The 11,580-nt window shown below is 68.7% G+C and carries 12 protein-coding genes; all 12 read right to left on the bottom strand.

The window, feature by feature from the left end; translation table 11 throughout:
* Positions 1 to 11: 11 nt before the first annotated feature.
* The 12 genes from atpA to prfA all read right to left on the bottom strand — a co-directional run bounded on the left by atpA (position 12) and on the right by prfA (position 11,510).
* A complete protein-coding gene (gene atpA, locus ACH4YP_RS08660) occupies positions 12 to 1,604 on the bottom strand; it encodes a F0F1 ATP synthase subunit alpha (RefSeq protein ID WP_361055247.1) in 1,593 nt (530 codons plus the stop codon).
* 139 nt (positions 1,605 to 1,743) lie between these two features.
* Positions 1,744 to 2,559: a F0F1 ATP synthase subunit delta gene (locus ACH4YP_RS08655; RefSeq protein ID WP_361055244.1), complete on the bottom strand. Its 816-nt coding sequence runs from the start codon at positions 2,557 to 2,559 to the stop codon at positions 1,744 to 1,746.
* Positions 2,556 to 3,116, bottom strand: coding sequence for a F0F1 ATP synthase subunit B (locus tag ACH4YP_RS08650; protein ID WP_361055241.1), 561 nt, complete (start codon positions 3,114 to 3,116; stop codon positions 2,556 to 2,558). The genes ACH4YP_RS08655 and ACH4YP_RS08650 overlap by 4 nt, the downstream gene beginning before the upstream one ends.
* Positions 3,117 to 3,156: 40 nt before the next feature.
* The gene (atpE, locus tag ACH4YP_RS08645; protein WP_013000660.1) at positions 3,157 to 3,390 is read right to left on the bottom strand and encodes an ATP synthase F0 subunit C; all 234 of its coding nucleotides are present in this window, start codon (positions 3,388 to 3,390) and stop codon (positions 3,157 to 3,159) included.
* Positions 3,391 to 3,467: 77 nt separating this feature from the next.
* Positions 3,468 to 4,238, bottom strand: a complete 771-nt coding sequence (gene atpB / locus ACH4YP_RS08640) for a F0F1 ATP synthase subunit A (protein ID WP_143636846.1) — start codon at positions 4,236 to 4,238, stop codon at positions 3,468 to 3,470.
* A 273-nt stretch (positions 4,239 to 4,511) separates the two neighbouring features.
* On the bottom strand, positions 4,512 to 4,949 hold the full coding sequence (locus ACH4YP_RS08635) for a hypothetical protein (protein WP_359719303.1): 438 nt from the start codon (positions 4,947 to 4,949) through the stop codon (positions 4,512 to 4,514).
* A 296-nt stretch (positions 4,950 to 5,245) separates the two neighbouring features.
* A complete protein-coding gene (locus tag ACH4YP_RS08630; RefSeq protein WP_398489941.1) occupies positions 5,246 to 6,667 on the bottom strand; it encodes an MraY family glycosyltransferase in 1,422 nt (473 codons plus the stop codon).
* A 126-nt stretch (positions 6,668 to 6,793) separates the two neighbouring features.
* A complete protein-coding gene (gene glyA / locus ACH4YP_RS08625) occupies positions 6,794 to 8,047 on the bottom strand; it encodes a serine hydroxymethyltransferase (protein ID WP_326759432.1) in 1,254 nt (417 codons plus the stop codon).
* A gap of 70 nt (positions 8,048 to 8,117) precedes the next feature.
* Positions 8,118 to 8,798: a protein-tyrosine-phosphatase gene (locus ACH4YP_RS08620; protein ID WP_398489939.1), complete on the bottom strand. Its 681-nt coding sequence runs from the start codon at positions 8,796 to 8,798 to the stop codon at positions 8,118 to 8,120.
* Positions 8,795 to 9,442: an L-threonylcarbamoyladenylate synthase gene (locus tag ACH4YP_RS08615; RefSeq protein ID WP_361055231.1), complete on the bottom strand. Its 648-nt coding sequence runs from the start codon at positions 9,440 to 9,442 to the stop codon at positions 8,795 to 8,797. Before ACH4YP_RS08615 ends, ACH4YP_RS08620 begins: the two co-directional genes overlap by 4 nt.
* 84 nt (positions 9,443 to 9,526) lie before the next feature.
* A complete protein-coding gene (prmC, locus tag ACH4YP_RS08610; protein WP_361055228.1) occupies positions 9,527 to 10,372 on the bottom strand; it encodes a peptide chain release factor N(5)-glutamine methyltransferase in 846 nt (281 codons plus the stop codon).
* Positions 10,373 to 10,433: 61 nt separating this feature from the next.
* The gene (gene prfA, locus ACH4YP_RS08605; protein WP_361055225.1) at positions 10,434 to 11,510 is read right to left on the bottom strand and encodes a peptide chain release factor 1; all 1,077 of its coding nucleotides are present in this window, start codon (positions 11,508 to 11,510) and stop codon (positions 10,434 to 10,436) included.
* Positions 11,511 to 11,580: the final 70 nt, after the last annotated feature.

Here is an 11,580-nt window from a genome sequence, read left to right as displayed (position 1 = left end):
CCCTTCCGTCGTCACTTGCCCGCAGCGGCAGGGGTGTCCTCGCCGAGCAGCTTGCCGTCCGACGTCTCGAACTGCTTCTTGAAGTCCGCGATCGCGTCGGCGATGGCCTGCAGAGTGTCGTCCGACATCTTGCCGCCCTCCTTGATGGAGGTCATGAGGCCCTGCTCCTTGCGGTGCAGGTACTCCAGGAGCTCCTTCTCGAAGCGGCGGATGTCGTTGACCGGAACCTCGTCCATCTTGCCGGTGGTGCCCGCCCACACGGAGACGACCTGGTCCTCGGTGGCCATCGGCTGGTACTGAGCCTGCTTGAGCAGCTCCACCATCCGCTGACCGCGGTCCAGCTGCGACTTCGACGCGGCGTCCAGGTCGGAACCGAAGGCGGCGAACGCCTCCAGCTCACGGAACTGGGCGAGGTCCACGCGCAGTCGGCCGGAGACCTGGCGCATCGCCTTGTGCTGTGCGCTGCCACCGACTCGGGAGACGGAGATACCGACGTTCAGCGCGGGGCGCTGACCGGCGTTGAACAGGTCCGACTCCAGGAAGCACTGGCCGTCGGTGATGGAGATGACGTTGGTCGGGATGAACGCCGAGACGTCGTTGGCCTTCGTCTCGACGATCGGCAGACCGGTCATCGAGCCCGCGCCCATCTCGTCCGAGAGCTTCGCGCAGCGCTCAAGGAGACGGGAGTGCAGGTAGAAGACGTCACCGGGGTAGGCCTCGCGCCCCGGCGGACGGCGGAGCAGCAGGGACACGGCGCGGTAGGCGTCGGCCTGCTTCGAGAGGTCGTCGAAGATGATGAGGACGTGCTTGCCCTCGTACATCCACTGCTGACCGATGGCCGAACCGGTGTACGGCGCAAGGTACTTGAAGCCGGCCGGGTCGGACGCCGGGGCGGCGACGATGGTCGTGTACTCCAGCGCGCCGGCCTCTTCGAGGGCGCCACGCACGGAGGCGATGGTCGAGCCCTTCTGGCCGATGGCGACGTACACGCAGCGGACCTGCTTGTTCGGGTCGCCGGTGCGCCAGTTGTCGCGCTGGTTGATGATCGTGTCGACGGCCAGGGCGGTCTTGCCGGTCTGGCGGTCACCGATGACCAGCTGACGCTGGCCACGGCCGATCGGGGTCATCGCGTCGACGGCCTTGTAGCCGGTCTCCATCGGCTCGTGCACCGACTTACGGGCCATGACGCCCGGAGCCTGCAGCTCCAGGGCGCGGCGGCCGGACGTCTCGATCTCGCCGAGACCGTCGATCGGGGTGCCGAGCGGGTCGACAACGCGGCCGAGGTAGCCCTCGCCGACGGCCACGGACAGGACCTCGCCGGTACGCGTGACCGGCTGTCCCTCCTCGATACCGCTGAACTCGCCGAGGACGACCGCACCGATCTCGCGCTCTTCCAGGTTCAGCGCGAGGCCGAGAGTGCCGTCCTCGAACTTCAGCAGTTCGTTGGCCATGGCCGAGGGCAGGCCCTCGACCTTCGCGATGCCGTCGCCGGCAAGGGTGACCGTACCGACCTCCTCGCGCGAGGCCGCGTCCGGCTTGTACGACTGGACAAAGTTCTCCAGCGCATCCCGGATCTCCTCCGGCCGGATCGTGAGCTCCGCCATCTGGGTTCCCTGCTCTCCTTGTTGGGCCCGAAGTTTTCTTGGGGGGTCTGGGGTCAGCCCCCAGGAATCCTCTGCACGGCCCAACCAGGGCCGTATTACTGCGTGTTACTGCGTATGTACGTGTATTGAGTTGCTGTCGCTAGCTCGCCATGCGGCGGCCGACGTCCTCAAGGCGGTCCGCGATGGAGCCGTTGATGACCTCGTCGCCGACCTGCACCCGGATCCCGCCGAGGACCTCGGGGTCCACGTCGAGGTTGAGGTGCATCTGGCGGCCGTAGAGCTTCGCGAGGGCTGCACCCAGGCGCTGCTTCTGCGGGTCGCTCAGCGGAACCGCCGAGGTGACGACGGCGACCATGCGGCTACGACGCTCGGCGGCGAGCTTGGACAGGGACTCGAGTCCCGACTCCAGGCTACGTCCCCGGGGCGCGGTCACAAGGCGCGTGACCAGACGCTCGGTCGTCACCTTGGCCCGGCCGCCGAGCAGGCTGCGCAGCAGCTCGCTCTTGGCCGCGGTCGTGGCGCCGCGGTCGGTCAGTGCGGCGCGCAGCCCGGTGTTCGAAGAGACGATCCGGCCGAACCGGAACAGCTCGTCCTCGACCTCGTCGAGCGTGCCCGCCCGCTGCGCCGCCGTGAGGTCGGCGGTGTCGGCCAGCTCCTCGATGGAGTCGACCAGGTCACGCGAGCGCGACCAGCGGGAACGCACCAGACCGGCCACCAGATCGGTGGTCGGACCGCCGACCTGGCTGCCGAACAGACGCCCGGCCAGTTCGGCCTTCGCCTCTCCGGCCTGCGCCGGGTCGGTGAGGACCCGACGCAGTGACACCTCGCGGTCGAGCAGCGCGGTGACGGCGGCCAGCTCGTCGGCGAGCAGCGTCGCGTCCACGGACGTGTTGTCCGTCAGCGCGTCGAGACGCTCTCGTGCGGCGGCCAGGGCCTCGCGGCTCGCTCCGTTCATCGCGACGCCTCGGCCTTCGAAGCGGACTCGTCGAGACCGTCGAGGAACCGGTCGATCGTGCGGCTCTGCCGGGCGTGGTCCTCCAGGGACTCACCGACGAGCTTGCCGGCCAGTTCGGTGGCCAGCTGGCCCACGTCCTGGCGCAGCGCCGACGACGCGGCCTTGCGGTCCGCCGCGATCTGCGAGTGACCGGCGGCGATGATCTCCTCGCGCTGCCGCTGGCCTTCCGCACGCATCTCGGCGATGAGCGTGGCGCCCTGCTCCTGCGCCTCCTGGCGCAGACGCGCGGCCTCGTGCCGGGCCTCGGCGAGCTGGGCCTTGTACTGCTCCAGCACGCTCTGGGCCTCGACCTTCATGGCGTCGGCCTCTTCGATACCGCCTTCGATCGCCGCGCGGCGCTCTTCCAGAACCTTGTTGATGTTCGGGAGGAGCTTCTTCCAGAAGAAGAAGAACACGATGGCGAAGGCGATGGTGCCGACGAGCAGCTCGGGGCCCGGGGGGACGAGCGGGTTCTGCTCCCCCTCGGACGCCGCCAGCTGTACCAGGTTGGCGATCACATCAGTGCCTTCCGTTGAAAGGTTCGCTCGTCAGGGTTCGTCAGTTGTAGACGAACGGCATGACGATGCCGATGAGGGCGAGGGCCTCACAGAAGGCGAAGCCGAGGATCTGGTTGGCACGGATCAGGCCGGCGGCCTCGGGCTGACGCGCGAGGGCCTGGGTGCCGTTACCGAAGATGATGCCGACGCCGACGCCGGGGCCGATGGCGGCGAGGCCGTAGCCGACGGAACCGATGTTGCCTTCAAGGGCGGCGAGGGTCTCCATGGCAGCCATGCTGATTCTTCCTTCTCTTTCAAGGACCGGCGGGGGTTGGCCACCGGACGTTCTGGGGGTTTGCGGAGCGTCGCGGCTCAGTGGTTCTCGGCCAGGGCGCCCTGGATGTACGAGCAGGCGAGGAGCACGAACACGTACGCCTGGACGGCCTGCACGAAGAGCTCGAAGAGGATCATGACGATGGTCATGACGAACGAGATGCCGGCCGCCGGGATCATCCAGCTGTTCAGCAGGTACCAGGAGGCGACGGTGAACATCACCAGCATCAGGTGACCGGCGAACATGTTGGCGAACAGTCGCACGGCGTGCGTGAACGGCCGGACCAGCAGGTTCGAGAAGAACTCGATCACCATGACGAGCGGCAGCACCGGGCCGAGCGACTTGTCGTAACCGGTGACGTTCTTGAAGAAGCCGACGAAGCCGTGCTTCTTGAACGTCAGTGAGACCCAGACGACGTAGACGATGCCGGCGAGCACCATCGGGAAGGCGATGATCGACGAGACCGGGAACTGGGCCAGCGGGATCACGGACCAGATGTTCATGATCCAGATGAAGAAGAAGAGCGAGACCATCAGGGGGACGTACTTCTCGCCCTCCCGCTTGCCGAGGGTCTCGTAGACGATGCCGCGGCGTACGAAGTCGTAACCGGCCTCGCCGACCATCTGCAGCTTGCCCGGGACCACCTTCGCCTTGCCGAAGGCAAGCGTGAAGAAGGTGATGACAAGGAGCGTGGTGATGAGCGCGAGCAGCATCACCTTGTTGAACTCGAACCCACCGACCGTGACGATCGGCTTGAACAGGAACGAGTGCAGGCCCGGTGCCGGGAAGCCGCAGCCGTTGTCGGACATGATCCGACAGTTCCACTCAAAGGCGAGCTGGGTCTGGTCAGCACTCACCACGGGCTCCTTCGGCGTGACGCATGGGTACGGCAACCTCGTTGTGTCGGCGCGGCGCGCAGCCGCGGTTCGGCACTGGACTGGTGTTACGGATGTGGGGGCGGCTGGAGGGCATCGAGCCTCGCGCTGGAGCAGGCGTCAGCTCACATGCCCGCGCCCGCGATGCCGCAGTTGGCACCGGACGATAGCAGGATCTCCCACCCGCGCTTATCCCGGCCCTACCCCTCACGACGAGTGCCCCGTCTTTTCGGGCTTGTCGCCCTTCGAGGAGTCGGGTTCGACATAGAGGATCTTGGCCTTCATGTGGGCACGCGCCTGGGCGCCGATCCACGCGAGCGTGGTGGCGACCAGCGTGATCGCGAAAGCCTTGGGGTTGAACAGCGTCGTGTTCTTGAAGGCGGCGACGAAGATGAACAGCAGCAGAATCTGTGCCGTATAGAGCATCAGACCCATCGCCTGGAAAAGGTGCGGAAGCGATTTGGCGGTGCGCTGCAGGACGTACAGCCCGATGCCCATGAAGAGGATCACGACCAGCGTCGCGAAGCCCGCCCCGATCGCTCCCTTGCCACCGGCGACCACGGCACTGACGACGGCGGCGATCGCGCCGACGGCAGCTGTGGGCACAGCGGCCTGGAGAAGGATCCGGACGTCATTGGACGGCATGGCGGCAACTCCGCTTGCTCAAGGGGGCAGGTGTCGTCATGGACGAGCGTAGTCCCGGACAGAGAGAGAACCTCACCGCCAATGGACCGTCGCACTGCGGTCCTTCGGCTCTGTCCCGGGTTCTCGTGAACCGTATCACAAACTATTTGATGAGGTCTTTACCTGGTTGGTGTGCTCGGCGTCACACATGAGAGTGAAACTGCACGTCTGTGCACTCAGGCGACCAACTTGTCTGGTATTGGGGCGGTTTACGGACGCCGTCGACTCGATGGTTCTTGCACGATTCTTACCTCGCGTCAGCGCGACGTTCCGGCCTTGCGCCCGTCCAGGAGGCGCGAACGGGGGCCAACAGCCGTCGCCCCGTTGACTCCTGAGACACCGACGACCACCGGAGTGCGGTGTTCCTCACGCTCGCCGTCGACGGCGTCGCCGCCGTCGTCAGCAGCGTCGCCGGTGCCATTGCCGACTCCGACGGGTGCCCCGTCGTGCGTTCCGTCACCCTCGGCGTACGCGACCGCCGTCGAGGCCTCCACCGACACCTGCGCGGCCCTGCGGCGGCGGTAGCGCGGCGGCACGAAGTGCTCGGCCCAGCGCGGGGCGCGCGGTGTGAAGCGCGGCAGCAGGAGCAGGACCAGGCCCACCGCGCTGAGCGCCATGATGCCGAGCACGATCCACATGGCCCCGGAGTTCACCGAGTACGCGAGGGCTCCGAAGGCGACCAGGGCCGACCAGAAGTACATGATGAGCACGGCCCGGCTGTGCGAGTGTCCGATGTCCAGCAGGCGGTGGTGCAGATGCCCGCGGTCGGCGGCGAACGGCGACTGCCCGCGCCAGGTGCGCCGCACGATGGCGAGCACCAGGTCGGCCGCCGGGACGGCGATGATCGTCAGCGGCAGCAGCAGCGGGATGTAGACGGGCACCGTCTGGTGCACGGCCTCCTTCTCGGACCCGGCGAAGAGGTTCATCGCGTCCGGGTCGACCTGCCCGGTGATGGAGATGGCACCGGCCGCCAGCACCAGGCCGATGAGCATCGAGCCCGAGTCGCCCATGAAGATCCGCGCGGGATGCATGTTGTGCGGCAGGAAGCCGAGGCACATGCCCATGAGGATCGCGGAGAAGAGGGTGGCGGGGGCGGCGGACTCCAGCCCGTAGCCGTACCAGATGCGGTAGCCGTACATGAAGAACGCGGCGGACGCGATGCACACCATGCCGGCGGCGAGGCCGTCGAGGCCGTCGGCGAAGTTCACGGCGTTGATGGTGATCACGACGAGCGCGACGGTCAGCAGCGTGCCCTGCCACTGGGTCAGGGAGACCGAGCCGACGCCGGGGATCGGCAGCCACAGGATCGTCAGACCCTGCATGACCATGACGCCCGCGGCGATCATCTGGCCGCCGAGCTTGATGAGGGCGTCGATCTCGAACTTGTCGTCCAGGACGCCGATCAGCCAGATCAGGGCCGCGCCGGAGAGCAGCGCCCGCGGTTCGTTGGAGTTCTCGAAGACCTCACTGAGGTTCGTCAGGTGGTCGGCGACCAGCAGGCCGGCGCACAGCCCGAAGAACATCGCGATGCCGCCCAGGCGCGGTGTGGGTTCCCGGTGCACGTCACGCGCCCGGATCTCCGGCATCGCTCCGGCCACGATCGCGAACTTCCGTACCGGCCCGGTAAGCAGATACGTCACCGCGGCCGTGATGCAGAGCGTCAGGAGGTATTCACGCACAGGCTTCCCCACAGATCTCGCTGGCCATCTCAGCCCCACACCCTAGCTTCGTGCGCATACGGTTGGGGACTTCCGGGTAGAGCCGATGGTTGCACGAGTGGCTGTGCACGAGTGATCGTCTACCCCTCAGTGGGCGGGATAGGGCGGAAATCTTCCGGTCAGATCCCGCACTTCTTCACGCACTCCACGCCCCGCGGACTCGTCCCGCAGGGCCGTCGCGAACAGCACCGCGATGCGTGCGGTCTCGGCCTCGCCCATCCCCTGGGTGGTGAGCGCGGCCGTGCCCAGCCGCAGTCCTCGCACGTCGGGATGGGGCAGGGCACAGGTGTCGAGGACCATTCCGGCGGCGGCCAGACGCCCGCGGGCGGTGCGGCCGTCCACCCCGAGCGGTGCCGGGTCGACGGTGAGCAGGTGGGTGTCGGTGCCGCCGGTCGTGACCGCGAGCCCCTCGGCGGCCAGGCCCTGCGCGAGCACCCGCGCATTCGCCACCACCTGATGGGCGTACGCGGTGAACGCCGGTGTTGCCGCCTCACCGAACGCGACGGCCTTCGCGGCGATGGTGTGCATCTGCGCACCGCCCTGCGTGAAGGGGAACACCGCCCGGTCCACCCGCTCGGCCAGTTCGCTCCCGCACAGCAGCATGCCGCCGCGCGGGCCGCGCAGCACCTTGTGCGTGGTCGCGCACACCACATCGGCGTACGGGACCGGACTGGGCGCCGCTCCCCCGGCGACGAGCCCGATGGGATGGGCGGCGTCCGCGATGAGATAGGCGCCGACCTCGTCCGCGACCTCGCGGAATGCCGCGTAGTCGATGTGGCGGGGATACGAGATCGACCCGCACACGATGGCCTTCGGCCGGTGTGTACGGGCCAGGGTGCGCACCTGCTCGTGGTCGATGAGCCCGCTCTCGGGGTCGACGCCGTACCCGACGAAGTCGAACCACCGGCCGGAGAAGTTCGCGGGCGACCCGTGCGTGAGGTGGCCGCCGTGCGGCAGACCCATCGCGAGGACGGTGTCTCCCGGGCGCAGCAGGGCGGCGTACGCGGCCAGGACGGCCGAACTCCCGGAGTGGGACTGCACGTTGGCGTGATCGGCGCCGAACAGGGCCTTGGCGCGCTCCACGGCGATGCGCTCGGCCACGTCGACGATCTCGCAGCCGCCGTGGTGCCGGGCGCCGGGATACCCCTCGGCGTACTTGTTCGCGAGCGGCGAGCCCAGCGCCGCCAGCACGGCGGGCGAGGTGAAGTTCTCGGCGGCGATGAGCTGCAGCGTCGTGGACTGCCGCTCCAACTCCCCGAGCAGGATCTCGGCCAGCTCCGGATCCTGCCGGCCGAGCACGTCGACCGACAGCGGACCTTCAAGCGTGTGTGCGACCGGCATGGCGGACTCCGGACCTCGACAAGGGAACGCTAAGTCCAATGTAGAACCGTGTCCCCTGCTGCGCCCGGTGTTACGCCCGAGCGGGCACACCCGTGAGGGCGGTCACCACAGGATCCAGTGCCTGATTGATCTCATCCCCCACCGAGCGGAAGAACGGCAGGGGTGCTCCGTACGGGTCGTACACCTCGTCCGCCTCCGCTGTGGGGGCCAGGAGCCACCCGCGTAGAGCCGCTGCCGCGCGGACCAGGGCGCGGGCGCGTTCGACCATGCCGTCCTCCAGGGGAGGGAGGGTGGCGGGGTCTATGGCGCGGACCAGGCGGGTGAACTCCTTCAGGGTGAAGGTGCGCAGGCCCGCCGAGTGGCCCATGGAGATGACCTGGGCGCGGTGGTCGCGGGTGGCCGTGAGGACGAGGTCCGCCCTGATGACGTGCTCGTCGAGCAGCTCACGGCCGACGAAGCCGGAGGCGTCCGCGCCGAAGTCCGCGAGGACCGCCTCCGCGTTGGCCTCCATGGGCGCGCCCTCGTGGCCCCAGGTGCCGGCGCTCTCCACGATCAGGCCGCCCCACAGGGGGTCGCCGAGCCGGTCCGCCAGGGCATGACGGGTCAGCCGCTCGGTGATCGGCGAGCGGCACACATTGCCGGTGCTGACGTGGAGGATGCGAAAAGAGGAGTCCCCCGAGGCCCCGTCGCCGTAAGCCCCCGCGTACCCCGTCCCCGTACCTATGCCACGCCCCGCGTCAGGGGCTGTCAATTCGCCACCTCGAGGTCGGGGACGACCTTTCGCAGCTCCTCCGCGGACAGGGCTCCGGCCCGCAGCAGCACCGGCACCTTGCCCGTGACGTCGACGATCGACGACGGGAGGTTGGCGGGGGTCGGCCCGCCGTCCAGGTACACGGAGACGGAGTCGCCGAGCATCTCCTGCGCGGCGTCACAGTCCTCGGGGGACGGGTGGCCGGTCAGGTTCGCGGAGGAGACGGCCATCGGGCCGACCTCGGTCAGCAGCTCGATGGCGACCGGGTGCAGCGGCATGCGTACGGCGACGGTCCCGCGGGTGTCTCCCAGGTCCCACTGGAGGGACGGCTGGTGCTTGGCGACGAGCGTCAGCGCGCCCGGCCAGAACGCGTCGACGAGTTCCCACGCCATCTCGGAGAAGTCGGTGACCAGGCCGTGCAGTGTGTTCGGGGAGCCGATGAGGACGGGCGTGGGCATGTTCCGGCCGCGGCCCTTGGCCTCCAGCAGGTCGGTCACGGCCTCCGAGCTGAACGCGTCGGCGCCGACCCCGTACAGGGTGTCGGTCGGCAGCACCACGAGCTCGCCGCGGCGGACGGCGGACGCGGCCTCGCGCAGACCCGTCGAGCGGTCGGTCGCGTCGTTGGTGTCGTATCGCCGTGCCATATCAGCAAGCCTCCTCGAACACGCGGGCCCCGTTGGCCGCGCATCTAACGTTTTCCACGTCGTCCAGGCAAGAAGTCGCCGCTGTCATGGCGTCGCCCTGCGGGCGGTCGCGAACCGCGGCCGGTTGTTGAGGTCGGGGTGGTCCGCGGCGTCGGCCCAGCCCCGCTCCTCGGTGAAGATCCACGGCACCTGCCCGCCCTGGGTGTCGGCGTGCTCAATGACGACGACACCGCCGGGCCGCAGCAGCCGGTGCGCGGTGCGCTCCAGACCGCGGATGAGGTCGAGGCCGTCCTCCCCCGAGAACAGGGCGAGTTCGGGATCGTAGTCCCGGGCCTCCGGAGCGACGTACTCCCATTCGGTCAGCGGGATGTACGGCGGGTTGGAGATGACGAGGTCGACCTGGCCGTCGAGGTCGCGGAACGCGTCCAGGGCGTTGCCCTGCCGCAGGTCGACCCTGGATCCCTCGACGTTCTTACGGGTCCACCGCAGGGCGTCCTCGGACAGTTCGACGGCGTGGACGCGCGAGCGCGGCACCTCCTGCGCGAGGGCGAGCGCGATCGCGCCCGAGCCGGTGCACAGGTCGACGATCAGCGGCTCGACGACGTCCATCGCGCGTACGGCGTCTATGGCCCAGCCGACCACGGACTCCGTCTCGGGCCGGGGCACGAACACACCCGGCCCGACCTGGAGTTCCAGATAGCGGAAGTAGGCCCGCGCGGTGATGTGCTGGAGCGGTTCGCGGGCCTCGCGGCGCGCGATCACCTCCCAGTACCGGGCGTCGAAGTCCGCGTCCTTGACGGTGTGCAGCTCGCCCCGCTTCACGCCGTGCACGAACGCGGCGAGTTCCTCGGCGTCGTTGCGCGGCGAGGGCACGCCGGCGTCGGCCAGCCGCTGGGTGGCCTGGGCCACTTCCGCGAGCAGCAGGTTCACGCGTCCTCCGGGGCTGGGCTGTCGTCGTCGTGCGGATGGCGGATACGTACGTCGGCGGGTCCTACGCCGCGGCGAGCTTGGCCGCCGAGTCGGCGTCCACACAGGCCTGGATCACCGCGTCCAGATCACCGTCGAGCACCTGGTCCAAGTTGTACGCCTTGAAGCCGACCCGGTGGTCCGAGATGCGGTTCTCCGGGAAGTTGTACGTACGGATCTTCTCGGAGCGGTCGACGGTGCGGACCTGGCTGCGGCGGGCGTCCGCGGCCTTGCTCTCCGCCTCCTCCTGCGCCGCGGCCAGCAGCCTGGAGCGCAGGATACGCATCGCCTGCTCCTTGTTCTGCAGCTGGCTCTTCTCGTTCTGGCAGGAGGCGACGACTCCGGTGGGAATGTGTGTGATGCGCACGGCGGAGTCGGTGGTGTTGACGGACTGGCCGCCGGGCCCGGAGGAGCGGTAGACGTCGATCCGCAGGTCGTTCGCGAGGATCTCGACGTCCACCTCCTCGGCCTCGGGCGTGACGAGGACACCGGCGGCGGAGGTGTGGATCCGGCCCTGCGACTCGGTCGACGGCACCCGCTGCACGCGGTGCACCCCGCCCTCGTACTTCAGCCGCGCCCAGACGCCCTGGCCGGGCTCGGTGGCACCCTGGCCGCCCTTGGTCTTCACGGCGACCTGGACGTCCTTGTAGCCGCCCAGCTCGGACTCGGTGGCGTCGATGATCTCGGTCTTCCAGCCGACGCGCTCGGCGTACCGCAGATACATGCGCAGCAGGTCACCGGCGAACAGGGCCGACTCGTCGCCGCCCGCGCCCGCCTTGACCTCCAGGATGACGTCCTTGTCGTCGCTGGGGTCGCGCGGGACGAGGAGCAGCCGCAGCTTCTCCGTCAGTTCCTCGCGCTGCTTCTCCAGCTCCTTGACCTCGGCCGCGAAGTCCGGGTCGTCGGCGACGAACTCCTTCGCCGTCTCGATGTCGTCCCCGGTCTGCTTCCAGGAGCGGTACGTCGCGACGATCGGGGTGAGCTCGGCGTAGCGCTTGTTGAGCTTGCGCGCGTTGGCCTGGTCGGCGTGCACCGACGGGTCAGCGAGCTTCTTCTCCAGATCGGCGTGCTCGCCGATCAGTTCCTCGACCGCCTCGAACATCTCCGGCTCCAATGGGCTGTCCCCCGCTCCGTGTCGGGCGCGGGGACGTAGGTACTACGACGAATAGGGG

Origin of the sequence: Streptomyces sp. NPDC020747 (assembly GCF_044334695.1) — a bacterium.
Taxonomy (GTDB): Bacteria; Actinomycetota; Actinomycetes; order Streptomycetales; family Streptomycetaceae; genus Streptomyces.
This window is presented reverse-complemented; position numbering and strand designations above follow the sequence as displayed.